Source organism: Zeimonas sediminis (genome assembly GCF_023721795.1).
Lineage (GTDB): Bacteria > Pseudomonadota > Gammaproteobacteria > Burkholderiales > Burkholderiaceae_E > Zeimonas > Zeimonas sediminis.
In genome coordinates this window covers 554,972-581,469 of record NZ_JAMQYE010000002.1, presented here as the reverse complement: position 1 = coordinate 581,469, position 26,498 = coordinate 554,972, and the positions used below count along the sequence as shown (strand labels likewise).

The following is a 26,498-nucleotide window of genomic DNA, read 5'->3' as shown; positions in this document are numbered from 1 at the left end:
CAGATCGGTGACGTCCGCCCGCCGCGGATACGGTCTGCCCGCGCCGCGGCGGCTTTCGCCGCGCTTCGACGCTATGATGTCGCCACCACGCAACACTTCGAGCGCCCGCCCCCTTGGGCGCCTCACCCGGAGTCGGCCATGTCCGCGAACCCGTCGTCCGCCTTCCGCCGCGAATCCGCCCTGGATCGATCGCTGGCCGGCCTGGGCCGCGCCATGGCCACGCTGGCCGACGCAGTGCCGGCCACCCGGCCGAACCCGGCCGCCGGCCTTGCCGACGACGGACCGGCCAGTCCCGACGATCGCCGGCTATCGGGCGCGCTGATGCGGGTGAACCACGTCGGGGAGGTCTGCGCGCAGGCACTCTACGAGGGGCAGGCGGCCACCACGTCCGATCCGGCGCTCGCTCGCCAGTTCAGGCAGGCCGCGGTCGAGGAGGGCGATCACCTCGCCTGGACGCGCCAGCGGCTCGACGAGCTCGGCGCCCGGCCGTCGCTGCTCAATCCCCTCTGGTACGCGGGCGCCTTCGCGCTGGGGATGCTGGCCGGCCGCGCCGGCGACCGGGTCAGCCTCGGTTTCATGGCCGAGACCGAGCGGCAGGTCGAGGAGCACCTGGCCGGCCACATGGACAGGTTGCCTGCCGACGACCGGCGCTCCAGGCTGATCGTCGACCAGATGAAGGAAGACGAGGTGAGGCACGCCGAGGACGCGATGCGGCTCGGTGGCGCCGAGCTGCCGCTGCCGGTGCGGCTGGCCATGCGGATGGCCGCCAGGGTGATGACCGGCACCGCGCACTACCTCTAGAGGGAAGACTGGCGCGATCGCGGCCGGCGCATGCGGCGCCCGCCGACCGGTCAGTCCTCGACGATCTCCCAGTCCAGCGTCATCTCGGCGGTCTTGCCGATCATTGCCGACGCCGAACAGTACTTGTCGTGCGACAGCTTGATCGCCCGTTCGACCAGGTTCGGCTTCAGGCCGCGGCCGCGCACGACGAAATGGAAGTGGACCCGGGTGAAGACCTTCGGGTCCGTTTCAGCCCGCTCGGACTTCAGCTGGACCTCGCAGCCGCGGATGTCCTGTCCGCTCTTGCGCAGGATCACGACGACGTCGTAGGCGCTGCAGCCGCCGGTCCCGAGCAGCACCATCTCCATCGGCCGGGGGGCGAGGTTGCGGCCACCGCCCTCCGGGGCGCCGTCCATCACCACCGCATGGCCGCTGCCGGTTTCGGCGACGAAGCTCATGCCGCTCAGGCCGGTCCATCTGACCGTGCATTCCATTCTCGGGGCTCCTGTCGGGACGATTCGAACGATCGCGATTGTACGGGGGCGCCGCATCGCGACCGGCCCGCCGGCCGGCGTTCCGTTTTGCGACGCAATAAATCGCGCGGATTCCGGTTCCGCGCGTCGGTTTCCGTTTTCGAATTGTGGGAATCACGTAGGCGGCTGGCGGCGCCGCATCGCCGGGTGGTCTGTAATCTATTGAATATTTTCGAGTTTCTTGTATTCCGGGGCCGTTCGTCGGCCTCGGTCGGCCGGACAGTCGGGAGCCGGCTACCGATCTTGCATTGCACAATAAGCTTCGCTATAGTGCAGCCATCGGTCGTCGACGACGACCCCCGATGTCTCCTCCACCCTCCTCCTTTGGTGGATTGAGCCCGAACCCTAGAGTTCGGGCTTTTTTTTGGCTTCGCGCCACGTGCGGGGCGCGTCGACAGGGGCGCCACGGTTGCCCGAACGCAGGCCTTTGACGCGGCGGCCGGTTCGCCGCTATAATTTAAAGCTTTCCGCCGTCTGGGCGGCTGAATTCGACTCGCAGCGCGGCGGGTTCCGCGGGCACAAGCCCGGCGGGGCCCGGGGCGCGCCGGCGGGTTCCCCGAGAGAGAAGTCATGAAGACGTTTTCCGCCAAGCCGCATGAAGTGAAGCGCGACTGGTTCGTCATCGACGCCAGCGACAAGGTTCTCGGCCGCCTGGCCGCCGAGATCGCGCTCCGCCTGCGCGGCAAGCACAAGCCCGAGTACACGCCGCACGTCGACACCGGCGACTTCATCGTCGTCGTGAACGCCGGCAAGCTGCGCGTCACCGGCGCCAAGACCGAAGACAAGAAGTACTACCGCCACAGCGGCTACCCCGGCGGTATCACCGAAACCACGTTCGGCAAGATGCAGTCGCGCTTCCCGGGCCGCGCGCTCGAGAAGGCGGTCAAGGGCATGCTGCCGAAGGGCCCGCTCGGCTACGCGATGATCAAGAAGCTCAAGGTCTACGCCGAGCCCACCCATCCGCATACGGCTCAGCAGCCGAAGGTTCTGGAGGTTTGACGCGATGATCGGCGATTACTACTACGGCACCGGCCGCCGCAAGACCTCGGTCGCGCGGGTTTTCATCAAGAAGGGTTCGGGCAAGTTCGTCGTCAACGGCAAGCCGCTCGACGAATACTTCGCCCGCGAGACCGGCCGCATGGTCGTGCGCCAGCCGCTCGAGCTGACCGCCAACCTCGAGGCCTTCGACATCAAGGTCAACGTGCACGGTGGCGGCGAGTCCGGCCAGGCCGGTGCGGTGCGCCACGGCGTCACCCGCGCGCTGATCGACTACGACGAAACGCTGAAGCCCGCGCTTTCGGCTGCCGGCCTGGTCACGCGCGACGCGCGCGAGGTCGAGCGCAAGAAGGTCGGTCTGCACAAGGCGCGACGCCGCAAGCAGTTCTCGAAGCGCTGATCGGAGACTTCGGTCTCCGGAAGGGCCGGGCGCTTCGTTTTCGGAGGCGGCCGGTGCTTCGAAGGAAAGCCGCCTCGCTTCCGCAGGCGGCTTTTTTGTTTTCCGGGTGTTTCGTTTGTTGTCCGCTGGTTTCCGGGCGTAGCCATCTGGCCGGGTCTTCGCGGACAATCGACCGAAAAGGAGTCGGCGATGATCAAGGTCGGAATCGTAGGGGGCACCGGATACACCGGGGTCGAGCTGCTGCGCCTGCTCGCCCAGCATCCGCAGGTGGAGCTGGTGGCGATCACCTCGCGCAAGGAGACCGGAATGCCGGTCGCCGACATGTACCCGTCGCTGCGCGGCCGCGTGAAGCTGGCCTTCACCGATCCGGCCAGCGCGCCGCTCGCCGAGTGCGACGTGGTCTTCTTCGCCACCCCGCACGGCGTGGCGATGGCGCAGGCGCCGGAGCTGCTCGCCGCCGGGGTCAAGGTGATCGACCTGGCGGCCGACTTCCGCCTGAAGGACACGGCCGAGTTCGAGCGCTGGTACAAGATGCCGCACAGCTGTCCGGACATCCTGGCCGAGGCGGTCTACGGCCTGCCCGAGGTCAACCGCGACGCGATCCGCAAGGCGCGGGTCATCGGCCTGCCGGGCTGCTACCCGACATCGGTCCAGCTGGGCTGGCTGCCGGTGCTCGATCCGCAGGCGGTCGCCACGGCGGGCGGCGACATCGTCGATCGGAATTCGCTGATCGCCGACTGCAAGTCGGGCGTGTCGGGCGCGGGGCGAAAGGCAGAGGTCCACACGCTGCTGGCCGAGGCCTCGGACAACTTCAAGGCCTACGGCGTGACCGGGCACCGCCATTCGCCCGAGATCGCGCAGGGGCTGGCGGCGATCGCCGGCAAGCCGGTCGCCCTGCAGTTCACGCCGCACCTGGTGCCGATGATCCGGGGCATCCACTCGACGCTGTACGCGCGCCTCACGCCGGCCGGCGCGAAGCTCGACTTCCAGAGGCTCTACGAAGAGCGCTTCTCCGGCGAGCCCTTCGTCGACGTGATGCCTGCGGGCTCCACGCCGGAAACGCGTTCGGTGCGCGCCTCGAACATGGTCAGGATCGCGGTCCACCGGCCCGCGGGCACCGACCTGCTGATCGTGCTGGTCGTCGAGGACAACCTGGTCAAGGGTGCGTCGGGCCAGGGCGTGCAGGTGATGAACCTGATGTTCGGGCTGCCCGAGGACACCGGACTGACCCAGCTGCCCGTCCTGCCCTGAACGGCTGACCCACTTCGGTGGCGGGGTTATCGCGCCGCCACTACAATTTCCGACACTCACGGAGGTGATCGAATGAATGCTGTTGCCGAGATGCCGGCTCCCCTGTTGTTCACCGACAGCGCGGCCGACAAGGTCCGCCAGCTGATCGAGGAAGAAGGCAACGACAACCTGAAGCTGCGCGTGTTCGTGCAGGGCGGGGGCTGCTCGGGCTTCCAGTACGGTTTCACGTTCGACGAGGAAACCAACGACGACGACACCGTCATGCAGAAGAACGGCGTCACGCTGCTGATCGACGCGATGAGCTACCAGTACCTGGTCGGCGCCGAGATCGACTACAAGGAAGACCTCGAGGGCGCCCAGTTCGTCATCAAGAACCCGAACGCGACCACGACCTGCGGCTGCGGGTCTTCGTTCAGCGCCTGATCGGGTTCCCGCCGGCCGGCCACCGCGCCCCCAGCAGGCGAGGGCCGCCGGCCCCCGTCACGGAGGGCAGGTTCCCCGGCAACCCGGCAAGGTGCCGGTGCGCCAGCCACGCGAAGGCCATCGACTCGACGGCCTGGGGATCGATCCCCAGACGGCCGGTATCCGCCAGTGACACGCCCGGCAGCAGCGCGGCGAGCCGGCCCATCAGGTGCGCGTTGCGCGCGCCTCCTCCACACACCCAGACTTCCCTTGCCGCGAACTGCCGGCAAGGCTCGGCCACGGTGATCGCGGTCAGCTCGGCCAGCGTCGCCTGCACGTCGCGCGGCTCGGCGCCGCCCGCGCCCGACTCGGCCAGCTTGCGCTCGAGCCAGCGGGCATCGAAGAGGTCCCGCCCGGTGCTCTTGGGCGGCGCGATCCGGAAATAGGGCTCGTCGAGCAGACTCTCGAGCAGGCCGTCGAGTACCCGGCCGCCCGCTGCCCATTTCCCGTCGAGGTCGAAGGCCTGTCCGGTGTGCCGCTCGCACCACAGGTCGAGAAGCGTGTTCGCGGGGCCGGTGTCGAAGCCCAGCACCGGGGCAGCGGGCACGGACCCGGTGGTGTCGAGCCGGCCGTCGAAGACTTCCGACGCCTCGAGCAGGCTCACGTTGGCGATTCCGCCCAGGTTGACGATCGCCCTTCGAAGCCGGGGATGGGCGAACACCGTGGCATGGAAGGCCGGCGCCAGCGGCGCACCCTGTCCGCCGGCGGCCACGTCGGCGCTGCGCAGGTCGGCGACGACTGCGATGCCGGTCAGCTCGGCGAGGCGCGCCGGGCTCAGCAGCTGGATCGTGTAGCCCAGTTCCGGCCGGTGGCGGACCGTCTGGCCGTGCGCGCCGATCGCGGACACGTCGGAAGCGGCGGTGCCGGCCGCTTCGAGAAGGTCGCCGACGACCCCGGCATAGAGGTCGGCCAGCGCATTGGCTGCTAGCGCGGCGCGGCCCAGCTCGTCGTGGCCCGGTGCCTGCAGGGCCTGCAGCTGCCCGCGCAGTGGGGCGGGAAACGGGCGCGAACGGAAGGCGAGGGTACGCGGCAGGGCCGTGCCGGCTGCCACGGATGAATCGAGCGGGAACTCGACCAGCGCGCCATCGACCCCGTCGACGCTGGTCCCGGACATCAGCCCGGCGCAGAGCCGGACCGGCGGACTCACTCGAAGCGGGCTGCGATGCGAAGCGGATCGAGCTGGGCCAGCTGCACCGCCACCTGCTCCGCGTGGGAAGCGAAGCGCTCGCGCTCGGCAGCCTCGAGTGGCTCGGACTCGGGCATCGCGACCTTCATCGGGTCGACCTGCCGGCCGTCCACCATGAATTCGTAATGCAGGTGCGGACCGGTGGCCCAGCCGGTCATGCCGACGTAGCCGATCACCTCGCCCTGCTCGACCTTGTCGCCCTTGTTCAGGCCCGAGGCGAAGCCGCGCAGGTGCGCGTACAGCGTCTCGACGCCGTTGCGGTGACGCAGCACGACGACCTTGCCGTAGCCGTTCTGCCAGCCTGCGAAGTCCACGACCCCGGAGCCGGACGCGCGGACCGGCGTACCCGACGGCGCCGCGAAGTCGACGCCCTTGTGGGCGCGCACGCTGCCGAACACCGGGTGAAGGCGGCGATTGGTGAAGCCCGAGCTGACCCGGCTGAACTCGATCGGGTTGCGCAGGAAGGCCTTGCGCATGCCGCGGCCATCGAAGCCGAAGAACTCGCCCTTGCCGTCGTCGCGCTCGAACCAGACAGCCTCGTGGCGCTCGCCGTCGTTGAGCAGCTGCACCGCCAGCACGCGCGTGCCGACCGGGCCGTCGAGGCTGTCGGCCTCGCGCACGGTCTCGTACAGCACCCGCAGCTCGGCGCCGCGGCGCAGGTCGCGGCGGAAGTCGACCTCGCCGTCGAGGATGTCGGCGACCATCGAGGCCACGCGATCGGGGATGCCGGCCGCGTCGGTGGCGGCGAACAGCGAGGAATTGATCGTGACCGCGGCCATCGCGGTGTGGCGGTCCAGCGGCACCGGCTCGTCGACCGCGACGAAGCCTTCGCCCTCGCGCTTGATCGTGAGGCGGGTGGCGTTCTCCTGGCCGTCGATGACCAGGTTGCCGTAGCGGTACTGCAGCGACATCACGCGGCCCAGGCCGTCGATCTCGGCGGTGACCGAACGGCCGGCGTAGAGCTGGAGCAGCTTGCGCGCGGATTTGTCGCTGCTGGCGAACTGCAGGAAGTCGGCGTCTGCCGCGCCGAGCCGCTCGAGCAGCGAGGCGAGGGTCTCGCCGCGGCGGATTCGCTCGGTCTGGACGAAGCTGTCGGGGGTCTCGGCGATTTCGGGCTGGAAGACCAGCGACTCGACGACGGTTTCGGGGGCCGGGAGCTCGGCCTCCCGCAACGGGGCGACGCCGAAGGCGGTGACCGCGGCGAAGGTGAGCGTTGCGGCGACCGCGACGGCGACCTTGTTGAAGCGGGGATCGGAAATTCGGGTCATTGGGCCTGTTCGTTAGAATCCGAACCTTCGGGTCCGTCGACAAAAAACGGCACGAACGATCCCCGCACCGCTGCCCGGACTCGGCAAAGCGGAAATATTACAGGAAACATATCGAAAAATGGGCGACAAGGGCGCGGAAATGGCTCCTGAAAGGCATTCCCTTACGACGGACGGCGGAGAGCGACCGACCGGCAGTGCGGCGCAGGGGCGGCCGGCCGTCAGCGAAAGGGTGCTCGAGGCGCTCGCGGTCACCAGGCGCGGCTGCGACGAACTGCTGGTCGAGTCCGAATGGGTCGCCAAGCTGGCCCGAAGCGAAGCCGACGGCAGGCCGCTGCGGATCAAGCTCGGGCTCGATCCGACCGCGCCCGACCTGCACCTGGGCCACACCGTGGTCCTGAACAAGATGCGCCAGCTGCAGGACCTCGGGCACACGGTCATCTTCCTGATCGGCGACTTCACCGCGATGATCGGGGACCCGTCCGGCCGCAACGCGACCCGCCCGCCTCTGACCCGCGAGCAGATCGAGGAGAACGCGAAGACCTACTTCGAGCAGGCGGCGCTGGTGCTCGACCGCGAGAAGACCGAGATCCGCTACAACTCCGAGTGGTCGGATCCGCTGGGCGCGCGCGGCATGATCCAGCTCGCGGCGAAGTACACGGTGGCCCGCATGCTCGAGCGCGACGACTTCACCAAGCGCTTTCGCTCGGGCGTGCCGATCTCGGTCCACGAGCTGCTGTACCCGCTGATGCAGGGCTACGACTCGGTCGCGCTGAAGTCGGACATCGAGCTCGGCGGCACCGACCAGAAGTTCAACCTGCTGGTCGGGCGGGAGCTGCAGCGCGAGTACGGCCAGGAGCCGCAGTGCATCCTGACCATGCCGCTGCTCGAGGGGCTGGACGGCGTCGAGAAGATGTCGAAGTCCAAGGGCAACTACGTCGGCATCACCGAGGCGCCGGGCGAGATGTTCGGCAAGCTGATGTCGATCTCCGACGAGCTGATGTGGAAGTACTTCGAGCTGCTGTCGTTCCGGCCGATGAGCGAGATCGCCGCGCTGCGCGCCGAGTGCGCGGCCGGCCGCAATCCGCGCGACGCCAAGGTGATGCTCGGCCAGGAGATCGTGACCCGCTTCCACTCGAAGGCGGCGGCCGGGCAGGCGCTGGCCGACTTCGAGGCGCGCTTCCGGCAGGGCGCGCTGCCCGAGGACATGCCCGAGGTGCAGCTGTCGGGCGCGCCGCTGGGCGTCGCGCAGCTGCTCAAGCAGGCGGGGCTGGTGGCGTCGACCTCGGACGCGATGCGCAACATCGAGCAGGGCGGCGTGCGGATCGACGGCGAGCGCATCGAGGACAAGGGCCTGAAGCTGGCCGCCGGCACCTACGTGGTGCAGGTGGGCAAGCGGCGGTTCGCGCGGGTCGAGCTGGCGTAGTGCTCGATTCCGCAGGAGCGCTCGCCTGATGCTCGCGCTGATCCAACGCGTGAGCGAGGCCGCGGTTCGAATCGACGGCGAGACGGTCGGCGAGATCGGCCGCGGGCTGCTCGTGTTCTTCTGCGCCGAGCGTGGCGACGCCGACGCCGACCTCGACCGGTTCGCGGAGCGGCTGCTGAAGCTGCGCTGCTTCGCCGACGAGGCCGGCCGGATGAACCGCAGCGTGCAGGACGTCGCGGGCGGGCTGCTGGTCGTTTCTCAGTTCACGCTGGCGGCGGACACCGCGTCGGGCAACCGGCCCGGATTCTCCGGAGCGGCGGCGCCCGACGACGGGCGCAGGCTCTACGAGGCCTTCGTCGAGCGCCTCCGGTCGAGTCACGGTCCGGTGGCCGCTGGCCGGTTCGGCGCCGACATGAAGGTCTCGCTGGTCAACGATGGTCCGGTCACGCTGTGGTTGCGAAGCCCCGCGCGCGAGGCCGCGCGTGCGGCCTGAGGCCGGAACCCCTCGCCTTGACTGCCGGGAAGCGCTCGGCCTAGTCTGGCGCATCGATACCAACCTCCTGGAGCAGCCCCGATGAAACTGGTCAGCGAGTCCTTCGCAGACGGTGCACAGATCCCGGAAGAGTTCGCCTTCTGCAAGATCGATCCCAGGTCGCGCGTGGCGCTGTCGGCCAACCGCAATCCGCATCTCGCCTGGAGCGATGCGCCGGTGGGCACGCGCTCGTTCGCGATCGTCTGCCACGACTACGACGTGCCGAGCAGCCCCGAAGACGTCAACCAGGAAGACCGCGAGATTCCGTCCACGCTGAAGCGGGTCGACTTTTTCCACTGGGTGCTGGTCGACCTGCCGGTCGGCGTGACCTCGATCGCAGCCGGCGAGTTCTCGGACAAGGTCACGCCCAAGGGCAAGATGGGGCCCGCTGCCCGGCACGGCGCGCGCCAGGGCGTCAACGACTACACCGGATGGTTCGCCAGCGACCCCGACATGTCGGGCGACTACTTCGGCTACGACGGCCCGTGCCCGCCGTGGAACGACTCGATCGTCCATCACTACGTGTTCACCGTGTACGCGCTCGACGTGGCCCGCTTGCCGCTGATGGGCCGCTTCGGCGGTGCCGACGCGCGCAAGGTCATCGACCACCACAAGCTCGGCCAGGCCTCGATCACCGGCACCTACACGCTGAACCCGCGGCTGGCCGGCAAATGAGCGATCGCGGCACCACGATCGTCCTGGTCCGGCACGGCGTCACCGACTGGAACCGCGAGCGCCGCTTCCAGGGCCAGATCGACATCCCGCTGAACGAAGAGGGGCGCCGGCAGGCCGAGCTGACCGGCCGGCGCATCGCTTCCGATCCGCACCGGCACCGGATCGCGGCCGTGCACACCAGCGACCTGTCCCGCGCCGCGCAGACCGCCGAGCCGATCGCCCGGGCGCTGGGCCTGCCGATGCTGAGCGATCCTGCGCTGCGCGAGCGGCACTACGGCGCCTTCGAGGGCCGTACCCACGACGAGCTCGAGCGCGACCAGGCCGAGGCCTGGCAGCGCTGGCGCTCGCGCGAGCCCGATTTCGCGCTGCCGGGGGGCGGCGAATCGCTGCGCGAGTTCCACGCGCGGGTGGAGCGCGCGCTGCTCGGGCTGGCCGCGCGCTACCCGTCGGCCACGGTCGTGGCGGTCGCCCACGGCGGCGTGCTCGACTGCGCGTTCCGGATCGCGGCGGGCCTGCCGCTCGACGCACCGCGCGGCCACGACCTGCTGAACGCGAGCCTGAACCGGATCGCGTTCGACGGCGAGGGCTTTCGCCTGGTCGACTGGGCCGACGTGGCGCACCTGGAGGAGGCGCTCGACGACGTCGAGGCGCGGGGCTGATCGGGGCGATCGCGTAAAATTCCGGGTTTTGCGTCCTTCGGGACGACGCCTTCGAGGAATTCCGCCATGTTCGACCGCAACCACGGCATCGCGCAGACCGACCCCGAACTCTGGAACGCGATCCGGCTCGAGAACCAGCGCCAGGAAGCGCACATCGAGCTGATCGCCTCCGAGAACTACGCGAGCCCGGCGGTCATGGCCGCGCAGGGCTCGCAGCTCACCAACAAGTACGCCGAGGGCTATCCGGGCAAGCGTTACTACGGCGGCTGCGAGTTCGTCGACGTGGCGGAGCAGCTCGCGATCGACCGGATCAAGCGCCTGTTCGGCGCCGAGTGCGCGAACGTGCAGCCGCATTCGGGCGCGCAGGCCAACGAGGCGGTGTTCCTCGCCTTCCTGAAGCCCGGCGACACGATCATGGGCATGAGCCTGGCCGAGGGCGGACACCTCACGCACGGCATGGCGCTGAACATGTCGGGCAAGTGGTTCAACGTGGTGTCCTACGGCCTGAACGAGGCCGAGGAGATCGACTACGACGCGATGGAGCGCAAGGCGCACGAGACGAAGCCCAGGCTGATCATTGCCGGCGCCTCGGCCTACAGCCTGCGGATCGACTGGGCGCGCTTCGCGAAGGTCGCGAAGGACGTCGGCGCGCTGCTGATGGTCGACATGGCCCACTACTCGGGCCTGATCGCCGGCGGCGTCTACCCGAATCCGGTGCCGCACGCCGACATCGTCACGTCCACCACGCACAAGAGCCTGCGCGGCCCGCGCGGCGGCTTCATCCTGATGCCGCCGCAGCACGAGAAGCCGATCAACTCGGCGATCTTCCCCGGCCTGCAGGGCGGCCCGCTGATGCACGTGATCGCCGCCAAGGCGGTGGCCTTCCACGAGGCGCTGCAGCCGGCCTTCCGCGACTACGCGAAGCAGGTGGTGGCAAACGCCAACGTGCTGGCGCAGACGCTGACCGAGCGCGGCCTTCGCATCGTGTCGGGCCGCACCGAGTCGCACCTGATGCTGGTCGACCTGCGCGCCAAGAAGATCACCGGCAAGGAAGCCGAGAAGGTGCTGGGCGACGCGCACATCACCTGCAACAAGAACGCGATTCCGAACGACCCGGAAAAGCCGATGGTCACCAGCGGCATCCGGCTCGGCACGCCGGCGATGACCACGCGCGGCTTCCGCGAGGACGAGGTCGCGCAGGTCGGCCACCTGATCGCCGACGTGCTCGACAACCCGCAGGATTCCGACAAGCTGGCCCGGATCCGCGACAAGGTCGACCAGCTCACCGCGAAGTTCCCGGTCTACGGCGGCTGAGCGCCGGTCGGAAACGGGCAGCGGAAAGCCGTCGGCGACGAGTCCGGACAGGGACGACCGGTAAGCGGCGATGCGCTGCCCCTTCTGCGATCACCCCGACACGCAGGTCGTCGAGACCCGCGAGTCCGACGAGGGGGACAGCATTCGCCGGCGGCGGCGCTGCCTGCACTGCGAGAAGCGCTTCACCACCTACGAGCGGATCGAGCTGTCGCTGCCGGCAGTGGTCAAGCGCAACGGCACGCGCACCGAGTTCGACCGGCGCAAGCTGCGCGCGTCGATGTCGCTCGCGCTGCGCAAGCGCCCGGTCAGCGCCGAGGCGGTCGACGCCGCGATCCACCGGATCGAGGAAAAGCTGCTGAGCCTGGGCCTGCGAGAGGTGGACAGCGAGCAGATCGGCGAGCTGGTGATGCGCGAGCTGAAGAAGCTCGACAAGATCGCCTACGTGCGCTTCGCGTCGGTGTACCGGAAGTTCGAGGACGTCGACGAGTTCGCCGAGGCGGTGCTCGAGGTCAGGGCGCGGCGCAAGCGCGCAAGCGACTGAGTCGCTGGGGCCGGGGGCGGGGTTTCCTGCTCGCGGTCCGGGTGCTGCGGCCCCCGCTGCGCGGGGGCTTCCCTCGTCTTCCTCGTCCGCGGCGGCTCGGGCGCAACTCGCGATCCCTGCGGGATCGCTCGGACAGCGCCCTCGCTGATCGCCGGTCCCTTCGGAAGCACTCGGCTGGCACAAGGACCGCGAGCAGGAAACCCCGCCCCCGGCCCTCCCGTCACCGCTTATCGCTTCGCGCTCCGGATCGCGTCGAGCGTCGCGTTCGGCGTGATCGCCTGCGGGTCGACCTTCAGTTCGATGACCGCCGGGCGGCGCTTCTCCTTCGCGAAGGCCAGCGCGGCCTTCAGCGCGGGCTCGAACTCCTCGGTGCGCGCGACCTGCGCGCCGAAGCCGCCGAAGGCCTCGCCGTACTTGGCGAAATCGGGGTTGGCCAGTGCGGTGCCCAGCACGCGCGACGGGTACTCGCGTTCCTGGTGCATGCGGATCGTGCCGTACATGCCGTTGTTGAACACGATGACCACGAGCGCCCCGTCGTACTGGGCGGCGGTGGCCAGTTCCTGGCCGTTCATCAGGAAGTCGCCGTCGCCGGCGAAGCAGACCACGGTGCGCTCGGGCGCCGCGATGGCCGCGGCCACCGCGGCCGGCACGCCGTAGCCCATCGCGCCCGAGGTGGTCGACAGCTGGGTGCGCAGGCCGGCGTAGGGCCAGAAGCGATGGGCCCAGGTCGCGAAGTTGCCGGCGCCGTTCGTGACGATCGTGTCGGCGGGCGCGACGCGCTTGAGCACCTGCACCATCTCCCACAGGTTCAGCGCGGGCGGCTCCCCGGCCTGCGTGTAGATCGGCGGCTGGCGCTGCCAGGCCTCGTACTGCGCGCGGGCCTCGCCGACGCTGGCCGCCCACGCCGAGGACTCGACTTCGATGCCGCGCAGCGCCGCGGCGATCTCGGGCATGCCGGAGGCGATCATCAGGTCGGCCTGGTAGACGGTGCCGAGCTCGTCGGTGCCGGCGTGCACGTGGACCAGCTTCTGCGCGGGCCGCGGCACCGCGAGCAGCGTGTAGCCCGAGGTGGTCATCTCGCCGAGCCGCGGGCCGATCGCGATGACCAGGTCCGACTCCTTCACCCGGGCAGCGAGCTTCGGGTTGATGCCGATGCCGACGTCGCCCACGTAGTTCGGATGGCGATTGTCGAACAGGTCCTGGTAGCGGAAGGCGCAGGTGACCGGCAGGCGGTTGGCCTCGGCGAAGGCGCGGATGTCGTCGCAGGCCTCGCGGGTCCAGCCGGTGCCGCCCAGCATCAGCAGCGGGCGCTGCGCGGCAGCGAGCATCGTGCGGAAGGACTCGAGCTGCGCCGGCGCGGGCGCGGCGCGCACCGGGGAGTGCGGCCGCGCGTCGGCCACCGCGGCCTGCTGGACCAGCATGTCCTCGGGCAGCGCGAGCACCACCGGCCCCATCCGGCCGCTGGTCGCGACCTGGAAGGCGTGGGCCACGTATTCAGGGATGCGGTCGGCGCGGTCGATCTGGGCGACCCACTTGGCCATCTGGCCGAACATGCGCCGGTAGTCGACCTCCTGGAAGGCCTCGCGGTCCATGAAGTCGGTGCCGACCTGGCCGACGAACACGACCATCGGGACCGAGTCCTGGAAGGCCGCGTGGATGCCGATCGAGGCGTTGGTCGCGCCGGGTCCGCGCGTGACCATCAGCACGCCGGGCTTGCCGGTGAGCTTCGCGTAGGCGTCGGCCATGAACGCGGCGCCGCCCTCTTGCCGGCAGATCACGAAGCGGATGCTGTCGCGATGCGGGTACAGGCCGTCGAGCACGGCCAGGTAACTCTCGCCGGGCACGCCGAACACGGTGTCGACGCCGTGCACGGCGAGGGCGTCAGCGAGGATCTGGCCGCCGGGGCGGGCGCTGGGGGCGGTGGTCGCGGTCACTGGGGCTCCTGCGCGCAGGCTCTGCTGCGCCGATGTTCGATTGCCGGGATCGCCCCGATTCTAGCCTCGCCGGCAGGGGCATCGCCGCGACTGCGGCGATAATCCGGCATCGCAACGATCCATTCCGGGGCCTCGCGGATGTTCACCGAAGCCGATCACCAGCACATGTCGCGCGCGCTGGAGCTCGCCGCGCTCGGCATGTGGTCCACCACGCCGAACCCGCGGGTCGGCTGCGTGATCGTTCGCGACCGGCAGGTGGTCGGCGAGGGCTGGCACCGCCGCGCCGGCGAGCCCCACGCCGAGGTGCTCGCGCTGGCCCAGGCCAACGGCGCCGCCCGCGGCGCCACCGTCTACCTCACGCTGGAGCCCTGCAGCCATCACGGCCGCACGCCGCCCTGCGTGGACGCGCTGCTCGAGGCGCGCGTGGGCCGCGTCGTGGTGGCGATGGAGGACCCGAACCCGCTGGTCAGCGGCCGCGGCCTGGCGAAGCTGCGCGAGGCGGGCGTCGACGTGCGCTGCGGCCTGCTCGGGAACGAGGCGCGCGAGCTGAACATCGGCTTCGTGTCGCGGATGACCCGCCAGCGGCCGTGGGTGCGCATGAAGATCGCCGCCAGCCTCGACGGCCGGACCGCGCTGCCCGACGGCCGCAGTCAGTGGATCACCGGGCCGGCGGCCCGCGACGACGGCCACGCGTGGCGCGCGCGGGCCTGCGCGGTGCTGACCGGCATCGGCACGGTGAAGGACGACGACCCGCGGCTCACGGTGCGCGCGGTGGACACGCCGCGCCAGCCGCTGCGCGTGCTGGTCGACTCGCGGCTCGAGGTCGGCCTCGACGCGAACATCGTCCGCGGCGGCAACCTGCTGGTCGCCTGCGCGCGGTCGATCCCGGCCAAGGTCGACGAGCTGAAGGACCGCGGCTGCGAGGTCGTCGAGATCACCAACGCGCAGGGCAAGGTCGACCTGCCGGCACTGCTGCGCGAGCTCGCGGCGCGCGGCGTCAACGAGCTGCACGTCGAGGCCGGCCACCGGCTGAACGGTTCGCTGCTGCGCGAGGACTGCGTCGACGAGTTGCTCGTCTACCTGGCGCCGGTGCTGCTGGGCAACGCGACCGGCATGGCCGAACTGATGCCGCCGGCCGAGCTCGAAGCGGCGCGGCGCCTGGAGTTCCGCGCGGTCGACCGGGTCGGCGACGACGTCCGGCTGCTGGCGCGGCTGCCCGACCGCCTGCCGGCGGCCCCCACCGGCGGTGCGGCCGAGCTGCATCCCAATTCGTAGAGGAAGCGACAAGGTGTTCACCGGAATCGTCGCGGCGATCGGCCGCATCGAGAAGATCGAGCCGCTGGCCGGCGGCCCCCGGGCCGGCGTCAGGCTCACCGTCGATGCGGGGTCGCTCGACCTGTCCGACGTCGCGATCGGCGACTCGATCGCGATCCAGGGCGCCTGCATGACCGCGGTGGCGATCGAAGGCGGGCGCTTCGCCGTCGACGTTTCCCGCGAGAGCCTGTCGAAGACGGCGGGCCTGGACGCGCCCGGCGAGGTCAACCTGGAAAAGGCGCTGAGGCTGGCCGACCGGCTCGGCGGCCACCTGATGTCGGGCCACGTCGACGGACTCGGCGAGGTGGTGCGCTTCGAGCCGGTCGGCGAGTCGTGGCTGCTCGCGGTGCGCGCGCCGGCGGCCCTGGGCAAGTACCTCGCCTACAAGGGCTCGATCACGGTCAACGGCGTGAGCCTGACGGTCAACCGGGTCGAGGACACTGCCGAAGGCTGCGTCTTCGAGATCAACCTGATCCCGCACACGATCGAGGTCACCACGCTGAAGGCGCTCGCGCCGGGCGCGCGGGTGAACCTCGAGGTCGACCTGATCGCGCGCTACGTGGAACGGATGCTGTCGCAGGAGCGGCAGTAGGCGCGGCGAGCGGCTCGCCGCCCGGGGCGCGCGCCGTGCCGCGCGCTGCGCGTCAAAGGCCGGTCACGTTGACCGACAGGCTGGGGAGGGCGCCGTCGAGCAGCTCGTCGAGCAGTTTCCCGGCGGCCGCGACCTCGGCCTCGTCGAAGTCGAGGAAAGCGCGCGACCTGCCGAAGCTCGGCCGGCGCAGCACCACCGTGTCGTCGACGACGACGAAGCCGCGCTCATAGGCGCGCACCGCCGGGTCGGCCGGCGCGATCCGCAGCCGCGGCGCGTGCGTGCCGAGCAGCGCGAGCAGCCTCGGGCAGTGGCGCTCGACGAAGCCGGTGTCGTGCAGCACGATCGCCACCGAGGCGTCGCGGTCGCGATCCAGCAGCGCCTTCACCGCGTCGGCGAAGGCCTTTCGCTCCAGGCCCCAGAACTCTCCGTTGTCGTCGAAGATCCTGAGCGAGCGGCGCGCCCGCGCGAGGCAGCGGTCGAAGGCCTCGCGGGCCGGGCCGCGGGCCTCCAGCCGGCGGTAGCCTTGCAGGTCGATCGGGTCGATGTCCATCGTCGGGGCTCCCTCCTGCCGGGCGCAGGCCCGGAACGCGGGCAGTCTCGCCCGGCGGGCGCCGGCCGGTCGAACGCCGGCGGCCGGGCGGCGGCTGGGGCGGTCGGACGGCGTAAAATGCCGCCATGTCACTCGCCACCACCCCCGAGATCATCGCCGAGCTCAAGGCCGGCCGCATGGTCATCCTCGTCGACGAGGAGGACCGCGAGAACGAGGGCGACCTCGTCCTTGCCGCCGACTTCGTCACGCCCGAGGCGATCAATTTCATGGCGCGGTTCGGGCGCGGCCTGATCTGCCTGACGCTCACCGAGGAGCGCTGTCGGCAGCTCCGGCTCCCGCTGATGGTCTCGGCCAACGGCACGGTGCACGGCACCAACTTCACCGTTTCGATCGAGGCGGCCGAGGGCGTGACCACCGGCATCTCGGCGGCCGATCGCGCCCGCACGATCCAGGTCGCGGTGGCGCGCGATGCGAAGCCCGACGACATCGTCCAGCCCGGCCACATCTTCCCGCTCAAGGCCCAGCCGGGCGGCGTGCTGATGCGCGCCGGCCACACCGAGGCGGGCTGCGACCTGGCCCAGCTGGCCGGGCTCACGCCGGCCGCCGTCATCTGCGAGATCCTGAAAGACGACGGCACGATGGCGCGCCTGCCCGACCTGATCGAGTTCGGTCGCGAGCACGGCCTGAAGATCGGCACGATCGCCGACCTGATCCAGTACCGCAACGCGAACGAGAGCCTGGTCGAGCGGCTGTCGCAGCGGCCGATCGAGACGCCGTGGGGGGCCTTCACGCTGACGGCCTACCGCGACAAGCCGGGCGGCGCGCCCCATCTCGCGCTCAGCCTCGGCGAGATTTTTCCCGACCGCGAGACCCTGGTGAGGGTGCACGAGCCGCTGACCGTGCTCGACCTGCTCGACGCCGGGGCGCACGGGCACTCGTGGCCGCTGCCGCGCGCGATGCGCCGGATCGCCGACGAAGGCTGCGGCGCGGTCGTGCTGCTGAACTGCGCGCAGCCGGCCGACGTGCTGTTCGCCGAACTGGCGGCCGCCGCCCCGCAGGGCGAAGCGGAAACGGCCGCATCGACCCGGCGCAGGGTGGGCAAGGTCGACCTCAGAACCTACGGCATCGGCGCGCAGATCCTGAAGGACCTGGGCGTCGGGCGAATGCGGCTGCTCTCGCAGCCGCGCAAGATCCCCAGCATGGCCGGCTTCGACCTCGAGGTGGTCGGATTCGAGCCTGGGCCACAGGAGAATCGGTAATCATGGAAATCGGCGTGTTCCAGTCTGACCTAGACGGCGCGGGCCTGCGGATCGGCATCGTGCAGGCCCGCTTCAACGAGCCTGTCTGCAACGCTCTGCGCGACGCCTGCCTGCAGCAGCTGGTCGACCTCGGCGTCGACTCCGACGACATCTTCGTCTGCACCGTGCCGGGCGCGCTCGAGATTCCTCTCGTGCTGCAACAGCTGGCCGCCTCGGGCGGCTTCGACGCGCTGATCGCGCTCGGCGCCGTGATCCGCGGCGAGACCTACCACTTCGAGGTGGTGTCGAACGAGAGCGCGGCCGGCGTGAGCCGGGTGGCGCTCGACTTCAACCTGCCGATCGCAAACGCGATCCTCACCACCGAGAACGACGAGCAGGCCGAGGTCCGCGCCGCCGAGAAGGGCGCCGACGCGGCCCGGGTAGCGGTCGAGATGGCCAACATGTCGCTGTCGCTGTCCACGCTGGCGGGCGACGACGAGGACGACGAAGACGACGACTTCGACGAGGACGAGGTCGGGGAGGAGGACTTCGACGACCTCGACGACGATCTCGACGACGACGAAGAGGGCGGCGCCGGCAGCCGCAAGGCGCACTGATGGCCACCGGGCGCCCGGCGGCGCGCGGCGGGGCGGGCGGCACCGCGCCGAAGAACGCGCGGCGCCGTTCCCGCGAGCTCGCGGTGCAGGGCCTGTACCAGTGGCTGCTCTCGGGCGAGGACGCCGGCGCGATCGAGGCCCACGTGGCCGCCAGCAGCCCGGGCTTCGAGAAGGCCGACCAGGACCACTTCAAGCTGCTGCTGCACGGCACGATCGAGGCGGCCGCCGAGCTCGACGAGGCGATCGCGCCGCACCTCGACCGCAAGACGACCGAGCTGAGCCCGGTCGAGCACGCGGTGCTGCTGCTCGGCGCCTACGAGCTCGCGCGCACGCCCGAGGTGCCCTACCGGGTCGTCATCAACGAGGCCGTCGAGCTGGCCAAGACCTTCGGCGGCACCGACGGCTACAAGTACGTGAACGGCGTCCTCGACCGGGTGGCCGCGAAGCTCCGGCCGGTCGAGGCGGGCGCGCGGCAATGAGCCCGGCCGGCGGGCTGGGCGAGTTCGAGCTGATCGGCCGCTTCTTCGACCGCGGCCCGGCCCGCCATGCGCAGCTGGGCATCGGCGACGATTGCGCTCTGCTCGGCGCGCCGGCGCCCGGGGAGAGCCTGGCGATCGCCACCGACATGCTGGTCGGTGGCCGCCACGCCTTCGACGACGTCGCCCCGGCTGCGCTGGGCCACAAGGCGCTGGCGGTCAACCTCTCCGACCTGGCCGCGATGGGCGCGCAGCCGCTGGCCTTCACGCTCGCGCTGGCGCTGCCGAGCGCCGACGAGGCCTGGCTGGCCGAGTTCAGCCGCGGGATGTTCGCGCTGGCCGACCGCCACGACTGCGAACTGATCGGCGGCGACACCACGCGCGGGCCGCTGAACGTCTGCATCACGGTGATCGGCCGGGTGCCGGCGGGCGCGGCCTTGCGGCGCGACGGCGCGCAGCCCGGGCACGACCTGTGGGTGTCGGGCGAACTCGGCGCGGCGGCCTTCGCGGTCGAGGAGCGAAAGCAGGGCCGGCCGCTTGCGGAGGAGGATCCGGCGCGAATCCGCCTCGACCGCCCCGAGCCGCGGGTCGCGCTGGGGCTGGCGCTGCGCCACCTCGCCAGCGCGGCGATCGATCTTTCCGACGGGCTGGCCGGCGACCTCGGCCACGTCCTGGAGCGCTCGCGCGTCGGCGCGAAGCTGGTCTGGCCGCGCGTGCCGGTGTCCGGGCCCCTGCGGGCCTTGCCGCAGGAGCGGCGGATGCGGTTGGCGCTCGCCGGCGGCGACGACTACGAGCTGCTGTTCGCCGCCGCGCCCGAGAACCGGATCGCGATCGAGGCGCTCGGCGAGCGGCTCGGCCTGCGCCTGACCCGGATCGGCGAGTTCGACGCCGGCGACGCGGTCCGGATCCTCGACGAGCGCGACCGCCCGATCGCCTGGGCTGGCCATGGTTTCGACCATTTCGCCTGAGGGCGAGGCGCGGCAGCCGGTCCGCCCCTCCGCGCGCTTCATGCGGGCGCGGGCTTCGCGCTGGATCGCGCTGGGCTTCGGCAGCGGCCTTTCGCCGCGCGCGCCGGGCACGGTCGGCACCTTGTGGGCCTGGCTGGTCTTCGTGGCCTTCGACCCGCTGCTCTCGCCCGTGCTCTGGGCGGTCGTGCTGGCGCTGGCCTTCGCGGTCGGCGTGCCGGCCTGCGAGCGCACCGCGCGCGACCTCGGCGTGGCCGACCACGGCGCAATCGTGTGGGACGAGGTCGTCGCCTTCTGGCTGGTGCTGCTGTTCGTGCCGGCCGGCTGGCAGTCCCAGCTGGCGGCTTTCGTCCTCTTCCGCTTCTTCGACATCGTCAAGCCGCCGCCGATCAGGCATTACGATGCGAAGCTGAAAGGCGGGTTCGGGGTGATGCTCGACGACCTGCTCGCGGCGCTGTACACGCTGTTCGTGTTCGCGCTGTTCGATGCCTGGGTCGGCGGCGCCCCGGCCGGCTGAACCGATTCCCGGAGGAAACGGATGGAGGCAGCGCAAACGCGCGGCGAAGAGATCGCCGACCTGGAGCACGAGGTGGTCGAGGCGGCCGTGGCCCTTGGCCACGCGCTTCGCGACCGCGGCTGGACGATCGCCTGCGCCGAGTCCTGCACCGGCGGCCTGGTCAGCCGGGCGCTGACCGAGATCGGCGGCTCGAGCGACTGGTTCGAGCGCGGTTTCGTCACCTACAGCAACGCCGCCAAGGCCGACCTGCTCGGGGTCTCAGCCGACACGCTGAAGGCGCACGGCGCGGTCAGCGAGGAAGTCGCCCGGGAGATGGCCGACGGCGCGCTGGCGCGCAGCCGGGCCCAGCTGGCGCTGTCGATCACCGGCATCGCCGGCCCGGGCGGCGCGGTGCCCGGCAAACCGGTGGGCACCGTCTGCTTCGGCTGGTCGGCGCTCGATGCCGAGGCGCGCACCGAAACGGTCCGCTTCCCCGGCGACCGGAGCGCCGTGCGGGCCCGGGCGGCGCTGCACGCGCTCAGGCGCGCGCGCGAGCGGCTGATGGAGATCGGGCTGGACGCCGGCGCCTGAGCGGGCGGCCTAGGCCGAAAGACTGATTGTTTATACAGTATCGCTGTGCAATAATCCGGACCATCGAATCCCGATCCGGACGAGGGCCAGCACCATGGAAAAAGTCATCGACATGAACGACGCGAAATCCCGCACCGAGCGCGGCAAGGCACTCAGCGCCGCCCTGGCCCAGATCGAAAAGCAGTTCGGCAAGGGCGCGATCATGAAATTCTCCGACGCCGAGGTCGAGCGCGACATCCAGGTCGTCTCCACCGGCTCGCTCGGGCTGGACATCGCGCTGGGCGTCGGCGGCCTTCCGCGCGGCCGGGTCGTCGAGATCTACGGCCCCGAGTCCTCGGGCAAGACCACGCTCACGCTGCAGGTCATCGCCGAAATGCAGAAGCTGGGCGGCACCTGCGCCTTCATCGACGCCGAGCACGCACTGGACGTCCAGTACGCCTCCAAGCTGGGCGTGCAGCTCGAAGACCTGCTGATCTCCCAGCCCGACACCGGCGAGCAGGCACTGGAAATCGCCGACGCGCTGGTGCGTTCGGGCTCGGTCGACCTGATCGTCGTCGACTCTGTCGCGGCCCTCACCCCCAAGGCCGAGATCGAAGGCGAAATGGGCGACTCGCTGCCCGGCCTGCAGGCGCGGCTGATGTCGCAGGCGCTTCGCAAGCTGACCGCCACGATCAAGCGCACCAACTGCCTGGTCATCTTCATCAACCAGATCCGGATGAAGATCGGCGTGATGTTCGGCAATCCCGAAACCACCACCGGCGGCAATGCGCTGAAGTTCTATTCGTCGGTCCGCCTGGACATCCGGCGCACCGGCTCCATCAAGAAGGGCGACGAGGTCATCGGCAACGAGACCCGTGTCAAGGTCGTCAAGAACAAGGTGGCGCCGCCGTTCAAGCAGGCGGAGTTCGACATCCTCTACGGCGAAGGCATCTCGCGAGAGGGCGAGATAATCGACCTCGGCGTCAACTGCAACATCGTCGAGAAGAGCGGCGCCTGGTACAGCTACGGCGGCGAACGCATCGGGCAGGGCAAGGACAACGTGCGCGAGTACCTGCGCGAGCATGCTGAAATGGCCCTCGACATCGAGAACCGCATTCGCGAGCATTTCGGCGTCGCCGGTCGCGGTTCCGCCGAGCAGGCGGCCTGATCGGCGGCCGGTGCCGCGCCGGGCAGTGAGCGACGCGTCGGGCTCGCCGCAGCGAAGGCGTCCGCAGCTTTCGCTCAAGGGCCGGGCCTTGCGCTTCCTGTCGCGGCGCGAGCACAGCCGGCTCGAGCTGCAACGCAAGCTGGCGCCGCATGCCGAGTCGCCCGAGGCGCTCGAGCGGGTGCTCGACGAGCTCGAGGCTGCCAGGCTGCTGTCGAACCAGCGCTTCGCCGAGTCGCTGGTGCATCGAAAGGCCGAGCGCTTCGGCTCGGCGCTGATCCGGCACGAACTGCGCTCGCATGCGGTCGAGCCGGCGCTGGTCGAGCGGGAGGTGTCGGAGCTCGAGAAGAGCGAACTGTTTCGTGCGCGGGCCCTCTGGCAGCGCCGGTTCGGCGCGCCGCCCGACTCTCCGCAGGCCCGTGCCAGGCAAATCCGTTTCCTGATGTCGCGCGGATTTCGCGCAGACGTCGTCCGCCGCGTCGTCGGCGGTCGTTCCGATCCCGACGAGGCCGAGCCCTTCGACCCGGCGGACGACCCCTTCGATCCGGCCGGCTAGTTACGCTCGCGCAGACGCCGTCCGCAGGCTGCGGCGGGCCTTGCCGCACCGCAGCGCGCACCTGGTCGCGTGCTAAACTCCGAGGCTTTTCCGCCGGCCGTTCGGTCGGCTTCCCGAGGTCGAACCGATCGATGTCAGTCCTTGCCACACGCCGCTGCACAGCGGCGTGCGTCCGTGTGGCGAGGTGAATGTCTGCTATCAACCGTGTTGGCGTCGGCCTGCCGATGTCGTCCTTGCACAAGAAAACCGAGTCGAATTGGGGGAAGAGTCGTGAAGATCCATGAGTACCAGGGCAAGGAAATCCTGAAGAAGTACGGTGTCGCGGTGCCCCGCGGCATTCCCTGCTTCTCGGTCGACGAGGCGGTCAAGGCTGCCGAGGCCCTCGGCGGCCCGGTCTGGGTCGTCAAGGCGCAGATCCATGCGGGCGGTCGAGGCAAGGGCGGCGGCGTGAAGCTCGCCCGCTCGATCGACGAGGTCCGCAAGCTGTCGAACGAGATCCTCGGGATGCAGCTGGTCACGCACCAGACCGGCCCCGAGGGCCAGAAGGTCCGCCGCCTGCTGATCGAGGAAGGCGCCGACATCCGCAAGGAGCTCTACGTGGGCCTGGTCGTCGACCGCGTCACGCAGCGCGTCGCGCTGATGGCCTCCAGCGAAGGCGGCATGGACATCGAGGAGGTCGCCGAGAAGACCCCCGAGCTGCTGCACAAGGTCTTCATCGACCCGGCCGCCGGGCTCACCGACGCCGAGGCCGACGAGATCGCCACGAAGATCGGCATCCCGGCCGAAAGCCTGCCGCAGGCTCGCACCGTGCTGCACGGGCTGTACAAGGCCTTCTGGGACACCGACGCGTCGCTGGCGGAGATCAACCCGCTGATCCTCACCGGTGACGGCAAGGTCGTCGCGCTCGACGCGAAGCTGAACTTCGACTCGAACGCGCTGTTCCGTCACCCCGAGATCGTCGAGCTGCGCGACCTCGACGAGGAAGACCCGGCCGAGATCGAGGCCAGCAAGTTCGACCTGGCCTACATCCAGCTCGACGGCAACATCGGCTGCCTGGTCAACGGCGCCGGCCTGGCCATGGCCACGATGGACACGATCAAGCTGTTCGGCGGCGAGCCCGCGAACTTCCTCGACGTGGGCGGCGGCGCCACGACCGAGAAGGTCACCGAGGCCTTCAAGATCATGCTGCGCAACCCGAACCTGAAGGCGATCCTCGTCAACATCTTCGGCGGGATCATGCGCTGCGACGTCATCGCCGAGGGCGTGATCGCGGCCAGCAAGGCCGTCGGCCTGAAGGTGCCGCTGGTGGTCCGCATGAAGGGCACGAACGAGGACCTGGGCAAGAAGCTGCTGGCCGAATCGGGCCTGCCGATCATCTCGGCCGACACGATGGCCGAGGCCGCCCAGAAGGTCGTGGCCGCCGCGGCCGGCAACTGACAACGAGGATCACCCGATGAGCATCCTGATCGACAAGGACACCAAGGTCATCACGCAGGGAATCACCGGCAAGACCGGCCAGTTCCACACGCGGATGTGCCGCGAGTACGCCAACGGCAAGGCCGCCTTCGTGGCCGGCGTGAACCCGAAGAAGGCCGGCGAGGACTTCGAGGGCATCCCCATCTACGCCAGCGTCAAGGAAGCCAAGGCCGAGACCGGCGCGACCGTGTCGGTGATCTACGTGCCGCCGGCCGGCGCCGCCGCGGCCATCCAGGAGGCGGTGGACGCCGAGCTCGACCTGGTCATCTGCATCACCGAGGGCATCCCGGTGCGCGACATGATCGTGGTGCGCGACCGCATGCGCAAGGCGAACAGCAAGACCCTGCTGCTCGGCCCGAACTGCCCCGGCGTGATCACCCCCGACGAGCTGAAGATCGGCATCATGCCGGGCCACATCCACCGCAAGGGCCGCATCGGCGTCGTTTCGCGCTCGGGCACGCTGACCTACGAGGCGGTCGCGCAGCTCACCGAGCTGGGCCTGGGCCAGTCGTCGGCGGTCGGCATTGGCGGCGACCCGATCAACGGCCTCAAGCACATCGACGTGATGCGCATGTTCAACGACGATCCGGACACCGACGCGGTGATCATGATCGGCGAGATCGGCGGCCCCGACGAGGTCAACGCGGCGCGCTGGGTCAAGGACAACATGAAGAAGCCGGTGGTGGGCTTCATCGCCGGCGTCACCGCACCCCCGGGCAAGCGCATGGGCCATGCCGGCGCTCTGATTTCCGGCGGCGCCGACACCGCCGATGCCAAGCTCGAGGTCATGGAAGCCTGCGGCATCAAGGTCACGCGCAATCCGTCCGAGATGGCCCGCCTGCTCAAGAGCGTGCTCTGAGCCCGGAGGACCGCGCCCGATGGATTCCGCGATCGAGTTCCTCACCACGCTCCACTGGGGCGCGGTCTTCCAGATCATCCTGATCGACATCCTGCTCGGCGGCGACAACGCGGTCGTCATCGCGCTGGCCTGCCGCAACCTGCCGCAGCACCAGAAGATGAAGGGCATCCTCTGGGGCACGGCAGGCGCGATCGTCCTGCGGGTGATCCTGATCGCGTTCGCGGTCACCCTGCTGCAGGTGCCCTTCCTGAAACTGATCGGCGGCGCCCTGCTGATCTGGATCGGCATCAAGCTGGTGGCGCCGGGCGACGAAGACGGCCACGGCAACCTGGAAGGCGGCAGCACGCTGTTCGCGGCGATCAAGACGATCATCGTCGCCGACCTGGTGATGAGCTTCGACAACGTGATCGCGATCGCCGGCGCGGCCAACCAGGCCGATCCCGACCACCAGCTCGGCCTGGTGATCTTCGGCCTGCTGGTCAGCATCCCGCTGATCGTCTGGGGCAGCACCCTGGTGCTCAAGCTGATCGAGCGCTACCCGCTGGTGGTCACCGCCGGCGGCGCGCTGCTCGGCTGGATCGCGGGCGGGATGATGATCACCGACCCGGTCGCCGTCGGGCAGATCGGCGAGCCTTCGTCGGCGCTGAAGTACGGTGCCTCGATCGTCGGTGCCATCGTGGTGGTCGGCTGGGGCATGGCGATCGCCCGGCGTCGCCCGGCGGGGGCCGCGCACTGACCGGCGGCAGCGCGCAGCCGCCGCCCGGCGGCAGCGCGCGGCCGTTCATGACATAGTTCCTCCGGGCGGCCGGCGAGTGACGGTAGGCTTCGCGAATCGTCGAACTCCGATCTCCGTTTGCCGCAGGCGGCCCGTGTCTGACCAAGGAAACCCCGCTTCCGCCCCGCGCGGACTCGTCCCCACGCTGCGGCTCTACCTCGCCGCCGGCGCGGTGGAGCTGCGCACGGTCGCCATCGTCGCCAACATGCTGACGATAGGGCGGCGGCCGTACAACGACGTCCAGCTCGACGACCTCACGGTCAGCGGCGAGCACGCGCTGGTCCGCGTGCGCAACGGCGAGGTCGCGATCCACGACCTCGGCAGCCGCAACGGCACGATGGTCAACGGCCTGCCGATCAAGCAGCGCACCCTGGTCGACGGCGACATCGTCGACATCGGCATCTACCGCCTGCGCTTCGAGGCGGCCCGTTCGTCCGCCGCCGAGGCCGGCGGGTCCGCGCCCGGCCAGCAGGGCCGCAGCGACCTGGCGCACGCCGGCGCGCCGGCCGAGGGCGGGCTGCCCGACCTCGCAGCCGGCTCGGCCGTGCCCGATTCCCACGGCGCGTCGCGCGGTACGCAGTCCGCCGGCGATCCGCTCGCGGCGGCCGACGCCGAGCCCGTCCAGCCCGGCCGGGTCGAATACCTGAGCGGCACGCAGGCCGGGCAGTCCCAGCCGCTGGATCAGGCGATCTGCCGGGTCGGCGGGATCGCCGGCCAGGTGGCGGTGATCTCCCGGCGCCGCGGGGGCTATTTCATCACCCACCTCGAGGGCCTGACCTTCCCGCAGGTCAACGGCGAGCCGATCGGCCTGACCGCGCACCGGCTGGCCGACGGCGACCTGATCGAGCTGGCCGGCACGATGCTGCGCTTCAGGCTGGGCGCGTGAGCGGTCGCC

At 70.2% G+C, this 26,498-nt stretch carries 29 protein-coding genes and 1 pseudogene; 25 read left to right on the top strand and 5 right to left on the bottom strand.

Annotated elements, in window-relative coordinates:
• Positions 1-138 precede the first annotated feature (138 nt).
• Positions 139-801, top strand: coding sequence for a 2-polyprenyl-3-methyl-6-methoxy-1,4-benzoquinone monooxygenase (coq7, locus tag M6I34_RS18095; protein WP_272487201.1), 663 nt, complete (start codon positions 139-141; stop codon positions 799-801).
• Positions 802-851: 50 nt separating this feature from the next.
• Here coq7 and M6I34_RS18090 read toward each other — a convergent pair whose 3' ends face one another.
• Positions 852-1,274 carry an OsmC family protein gene (locus M6I34_RS18090; protein WP_272487200.1) on the bottom strand — a complete coding sequence of 141 codons (423 nt, stop codon included), beginning with the start codon at positions 1,272-1,274 and terminating at the stop codon, positions 852-854.
• 609 nt (positions 1,275-1,883) lie between these two features.
• Here M6I34_RS18090 and rplM point away from each other — a divergent pair.
• The 4 genes from rplM (at position 1,884) to erpA (ending at position 4,383) form a co-directional block, all read left to right on the top strand.
• Entirely contained in the window at positions 1,884-2,312 is a 429-nt protein-coding gene (gene rplM / locus M6I34_RS18085; protein ID WP_272487199.1) for a 50S ribosomal protein L13, read from the top strand.
• Positions 2,313-2,316: 4 nt separating this feature from the next.
• Positions 2,317-2,709: a 30S ribosomal protein S9 gene (gene rpsI / locus M6I34_RS18080; protein ID WP_147704316.1), complete on the top strand. Its 393-nt coding sequence runs from the start codon at positions 2,317-2,319 to the stop codon at positions 2,707-2,709.
• 189 nt (positions 2,710-2,898) lie between these two features.
• Positions 2,899-3,960 (top strand): N-acetyl-gamma-glutamyl-phosphate reductase, encoded by a 1,062-nt coding sequence (gene argC, locus M6I34_RS18075; RefSeq protein ID WP_272487198.1) that lies wholly within the window; start codon positions 2,899-2,901, stop codon positions 3,958-3,960.
• Between the two features lie 72 nt (positions 3,961-4,032).
• A complete protein-coding gene (erpA, locus tag M6I34_RS18070; RefSeq protein WP_272487197.1) occupies positions 4,033-4,383 on the top strand; it encodes an iron-sulfur cluster insertion protein ErpA in 351 nt (116 codons plus the stop codon).
• On the opposite strand, the gene M6I34_RS18065 is transcribed toward erpA, so the two are convergent.
• Together M6I34_RS18065 and M6I34_RS18060 are read right to left on the bottom strand one after the other, a co-directional pair.
• Positions 4,373-5,536, bottom strand: a complete 1,164-nt coding sequence (locus tag M6I34_RS18065; RefSeq protein WP_272487235.1) for an anhydro-N-acetylmuramic acid kinase — start codon at positions 5,534-5,536, stop codon at positions 4,373-4,375. The genes erpA and M6I34_RS18065 overlap by 11 nt on opposite strands.
• A 29-nt stretch (positions 5,537-5,565) precedes the next feature.
• Positions 5,566-6,876: a peptidoglycan DD-metalloendopeptidase family protein gene (locus tag M6I34_RS18060; protein WP_272487196.1), complete on the bottom strand. Its 1,311-nt coding sequence runs from the start codon at positions 6,874-6,876 to the stop codon at positions 5,566-5,568.
• A gap of 139 nt (positions 6,877-7,015) precedes the next feature.
• Between M6I34_RS18060 and tyrS the strand changes: the two genes are divergently transcribed.
• The 6 genes from tyrS to nrdR all read left to right on the top strand — a co-directional run bounded on the left by tyrS (position 7,016) and on the right by nrdR (position 12,020).
• Positions 7,016-8,299, top strand: a complete 1,284-nt coding sequence (tyrS, locus tag M6I34_RS18055) for a tyrosine--tRNA ligase (protein ID WP_272487195.1) — start codon at positions 7,016-7,018, stop codon at positions 8,297-8,299.
• Positions 8,300-8,327: 28 nt separating this feature from the next.
• Entirely contained in the window at positions 8,328-8,792 is a 465-nt protein-coding gene (dtd, locus tag M6I34_RS18050) for a D-aminoacyl-tRNA deacylase (protein WP_272487194.1), read from the top strand.
• Positions 8,793-8,873: 81 nt separating this feature from the next.
• Positions 8,874-9,506 (top strand): YbhB/YbcL family Raf kinase inhibitor-like protein, encoded by a 633-nt coding sequence (locus tag M6I34_RS18045; RefSeq protein ID WP_272487193.1) that lies wholly within the window; start codon positions 8,874-8,876, stop codon positions 9,504-9,506.
• Positions 9,503-10,165, top strand: a complete 663-nt coding sequence (locus tag M6I34_RS18040) for a histidine phosphatase family protein (protein WP_272487192.1) — start codon at positions 9,503-9,505, stop codon at positions 10,163-10,165. Before M6I34_RS18045 ends, M6I34_RS18040 begins: the two co-directional genes overlap by 4 nt.
• Before the next feature lie 66 nt (positions 10,166-10,231).
• Positions 10,232-11,479 carry a serine hydroxymethyltransferase gene (glyA, locus tag M6I34_RS18035; protein WP_272487191.1) on the top strand — a complete coding sequence of 416 codons (1,248 nt, stop codon included), beginning with the start codon at positions 10,232-10,234 and terminating at the stop codon, positions 11,477-11,479.
• 70 nt (positions 11,480-11,549) lie between these two features.
• On the top strand, positions 11,550-12,020 hold the full coding sequence (gene nrdR, locus M6I34_RS18030; protein ID WP_272487190.1) for a transcriptional regulator NrdR: 471 nt from the start codon (positions 11,550-11,552) through the stop codon (positions 12,018-12,020).
• 227 nt (positions 12,021-12,247) lie between these two features.
• Here nrdR and M6I34_RS18025 read toward each other — a convergent pair whose 3' ends face one another.
• On the bottom strand, positions 12,248-13,954 hold the full coding sequence (locus tag M6I34_RS18025) for a thiamine pyrophosphate-binding protein (RefSeq protein WP_272487189.1): 1,707 nt from the start codon (positions 13,952-13,954) through the stop codon (positions 12,248-12,250).
• 138 nt (positions 13,955-14,092) lie between these two features.
• Here M6I34_RS18025 and ribD point away from each other — a divergent pair, with 138 nt between their 5' ends.
• Both ribD and M6I34_RS18015 read left to right on the top strand, forming a co-directional pair.
• A complete protein-coding gene (ribD, locus tag M6I34_RS18020; RefSeq protein WP_272487188.1) occupies positions 14,093-15,229 on the top strand; it encodes a bifunctional diaminohydroxyphosphoribosylaminopyrimidine deaminase/5-amino-6-(5-phosphoribosylamino)uracil reductase RibD in 1,137 nt (378 codons plus the stop codon).
• A 13-nt stretch (positions 15,230-15,242) separates the two neighbouring features.
• Complete coding sequence (locus M6I34_RS18015) at positions 15,243-15,860, top strand: riboflavin synthase (RefSeq protein ID WP_272487187.1); 618 nt, start codon at positions 15,243-15,245, stop codon at positions 15,858-15,860.
• A 52-nt stretch (positions 15,861-15,912) separates the two neighbouring features.
• Here M6I34_RS18015 and M6I34_RS18010 read toward each other — a convergent pair whose 3' ends face one another.
• Positions 15,913-16,410 carry a DUF7931 domain-containing protein gene (locus tag M6I34_RS18010; RefSeq protein ID WP_272487186.1) on the bottom strand — a complete coding sequence of 166 codons (498 nt, stop codon included), beginning with the start codon at positions 16,408-16,410 and terminating at the stop codon, positions 15,913-15,915.
• Between the two features lie 125 nt (positions 16,411-16,535).
• Here M6I34_RS18010 and ribBA point away from each other — a divergent pair, with 125 nt between their 5' ends.
• The 12 genes and pseudogenes from ribBA to M6I34_RS17950 all read left to right on the top strand — a co-directional run bounded on the left by ribBA (position 16,536) and on the right by M6I34_RS17950 (position 26,489).
• Positions 16,536-17,669, top strand: a complete 1,134-nt coding sequence (gene ribBA, locus M6I34_RS18005; protein ID WP_272487185.1) for a bifunctional 3,4-dihydroxy-2-butanone-4-phosphate synthase/GTP cyclohydrolase II — start codon at positions 16,536-16,538, stop codon at positions 17,667-17,669.
• A gap of 2 nt (positions 17,670-17,671) precedes the next feature.
• Positions 17,672-18,181, top strand: a pseudogene (gene ribH, locus M6I34_RS18000) (6,7-dimethyl-8-ribityllumazine synthase); the annotation flags it as partial.
• Positions 18,182-18,264: 83 nt separating this feature from the next.
• The gene (nusB, locus tag M6I34_RS17995) at positions 18,265-18,744 is read left to right on the top strand and encodes a transcription antitermination factor NusB (protein ID WP_272487184.1); all 480 of its coding nucleotides are present in this window, start codon (positions 18,265-18,267) and stop codon (positions 18,742-18,744) included.
• Positions 18,741-19,709: a thiamine-phosphate kinase gene (thiL, locus tag M6I34_RS17990; protein WP_272487183.1), complete on the top strand. Its 969-nt coding sequence runs from the start codon at positions 18,741-18,743 to the stop codon at positions 19,707-19,709. The genes nusB and thiL overlap by 4 nt, the downstream gene beginning before the upstream one ends.
• Positions 19,687-20,223 carry a phosphatidylglycerophosphatase A family protein gene (locus M6I34_RS17985; RefSeq protein ID WP_272487182.1) on the top strand — a complete coding sequence of 179 codons (537 nt, stop codon included), beginning with the start codon at positions 19,687-19,689 and terminating at the stop codon, positions 20,221-20,223. Before thiL ends, M6I34_RS17985 begins: the two co-directional genes overlap by 23 nt.
• Before the next feature lie 21 nt (positions 20,224-20,244).
• Positions 20,245-20,793: a CinA family protein gene (locus M6I34_RS17980; RefSeq protein WP_272487181.1), complete on the top strand. Its 549-nt coding sequence runs from the start codon at positions 20,245-20,247 to the stop codon at positions 20,791-20,793.
• A 94-nt stretch (positions 20,794-20,887) separates the two neighbouring features.
• Positions 20,888-21,940 (top strand): recombinase RecA, encoded by a 1,053-nt coding sequence (gene recA / locus M6I34_RS17975; RefSeq protein WP_418953566.1) that lies wholly within the window; start codon positions 20,888-20,890, stop codon positions 21,938-21,940.
• Between the two features lie 25 nt (positions 21,941-21,965).
• A complete protein-coding gene (gene recX / locus M6I34_RS17970; RefSeq protein ID WP_272487180.1) occupies positions 21,966-22,493 on the top strand; it encodes a recombination regulator RecX in 528 nt (175 codons plus the stop codon).
• Between the two features lie 270 nt (positions 22,494-22,763).
• Positions 22,764-23,930, top strand: coding sequence for an ADP-forming succinate--CoA ligase subunit beta (gene sucC, locus M6I34_RS17965; protein WP_272487179.1), 1,167 nt, complete (start codon positions 22,764-22,766; stop codon positions 23,928-23,930).
• A gap of 16 nt (positions 23,931-23,946) precedes the next feature.
• Positions 23,947-24,828, top strand: a complete 882-nt coding sequence (gene sucD, locus M6I34_RS17960) for a succinate--CoA ligase subunit alpha (protein ID WP_272487178.1) — start codon at positions 23,947-23,949, stop codon at positions 24,826-24,828.
• 19 nt (positions 24,829-24,847) lie between these two features.
• Complete coding sequence (locus M6I34_RS17955; RefSeq protein ID WP_272487177.1) at positions 24,848-25,564, top strand: TerC family protein; 717 nt, start codon at positions 24,848-24,850, stop codon at positions 25,562-25,564.
• A 133-nt stretch (positions 25,565-25,697) separates the two neighbouring features.
• Entirely contained in the window at positions 25,698-26,489 is a 792-nt protein-coding gene (locus tag M6I34_RS17950) for an FHA domain-containing protein (protein WP_272487176.1), read from the top strand.
• The last annotated feature ends 9 nt before the right edge of the window (positions 26,490-26,498 follow it).

Excerpts from the sequence above, each read along its gene's own strand:
- rpsI (WP_147704316.1), top strand. The coding sequence starts at position 2,317 with ATGATCGGCGATTACTACTACGGCACCGGCCGCCGCAAGACCTCGGTC.
- dtd (WP_272487194.1), top strand. The coding sequence starts at position 8,328 with ATGCTCGCGCTGATCCAACGCGTGAGCGAGGCCGCGGTTCGAATCGAC.
- M6I34_RS18040 (WP_272487192.1), top strand. The coding sequence starts at position 9,503 with ATGAGCGATCGCGGCACCACGATCGTCCTGGTCCGGCACGGCGTCACC.
- M6I34_RS17980 (WP_272487181.1), top strand. The coding sequence starts at position 20,245 with ATGGAGGCAGCGCAAACGCGCGGCGAAGAGATCGCCGACCTGGAGCAC.
- M6I34_RS18090 (WP_272487200.1), bottom strand. The coding sequence starts at position 1,274 with ATGGAATGCACGGTCAGATGGACCGGCCTGAGCGGCATGAGCTTCGTC.
- ribBA (WP_272487185.1), top strand. The coding sequence starts at position 16,536 with ATGTCACTCGCCACCACCCCCGAGATCATCGCCGAGCTCAAGGCCGGC.
- M6I34_RS17985 (WP_272487182.1), top strand. The coding sequence starts at position 19,687 with ATGGTTTCGACCATTTCGCCTGAGGGCGAGGCGCGGCAGCCGGTCCGC.
- thiL (WP_272487183.1), top strand. The coding sequence starts at position 18,741 with ATGAGCCCGGCCGGCGGGCTGGGCGAGTTCGAGCTGATCGGCCGCTTC.
- tyrS (WP_272487195.1), top strand. The coding sequence starts at position 7,016 with ATGGCTCCTGAAAGGCATTCCCTTACGACGGACGGCGGAGAGCGACCG.
- glyA (WP_272487191.1), top strand. The coding sequence starts at position 10,232 with ATGTTCGACCGCAACCACGGCATCGCGCAGACCGACCCCGAACTCTGG.
- M6I34_RS17955 (WP_272487177.1), top strand. The coding sequence starts at position 24,848 with ATGGATTCCGCGATCGAGTTCCTCACCACGCTCCACTGGGGCGCGGTC.
- ribD (WP_272487188.1), top strand. The coding sequence starts at position 14,093 with ATGTTCACCGAAGCCGATCACCAGCACATGTCGCGCGCGCTGGAGCTC.
- nrdR (WP_272487190.1), top strand. The coding sequence starts at position 11,550 with ATGCGCTGCCCCTTCTGCGATCACCCCGACACGCAGGTCGTCGAGACC.
- nusB (WP_272487184.1), top strand. The coding sequence starts at position 18,265 with ATGGCCACCGGGCGCCCGGCGGCGCGCGGCGGGGCGGGCGGCACCGCG.
- sucD (WP_272487178.1), top strand. The coding sequence starts at position 23,947 with ATGAGCATCCTGATCGACAAGGACACCAAGGTCATCACGCAGGGAATC.
- coq7 (WP_272487201.1), top strand. The coding sequence starts at position 139 with ATGTCCGCGAACCCGTCGTCCGCCTTCCGCCGCGAATCCGCCCTGGAT.
- M6I34_RS18060 (WP_272487196.1), bottom strand. The coding sequence starts at position 6,876 with ATGACCCGAATTTCCGATCCCCGCTTCAACAAGGTCGCCGTCGCGGTC.
- M6I34_RS18065 (WP_272487235.1), bottom strand. The coding sequence starts at position 5,536 with ATGTCCGGGACCAGCGTCGACGGGGTCGATGGCGCGCTGGTCGAGTTC.
- rplM (WP_272487199.1), top strand. The coding sequence starts at position 1,884 with ATGAAGACGTTTTCCGCCAAGCCGCATGAAGTGAAGCGCGACTGGTTC.
- erpA (WP_272487197.1), top strand. The coding sequence starts at position 4,033 with ATGAATGCTGTTGCCGAGATGCCGGCTCCCCTGTTGTTCACCGACAGC.
- M6I34_RS18045 (WP_272487193.1), top strand. The coding sequence starts at position 8,874 with ATGAAACTGGTCAGCGAGTCCTTCGCAGACGGTGCACAGATCCCGGAA.
- argC (WP_272487198.1), top strand. The coding sequence starts at position 2,899 with ATGATCAAGGTCGGAATCGTAGGGGGCACCGGATACACCGGGGTCGAG.
- M6I34_RS18010 (WP_272487186.1), bottom strand. The coding sequence starts at position 16,410 with ATGGACATCGACCCGATCGACCTGCAAGGCTACCGCCGGCTGGAGGCC.
- recA (WP_418953566.1), top strand. The coding sequence starts at position 20,888 with ATGGAAAAAGTCATCGACATGAACGACGCGAAATCCCGCACCGAGCGC.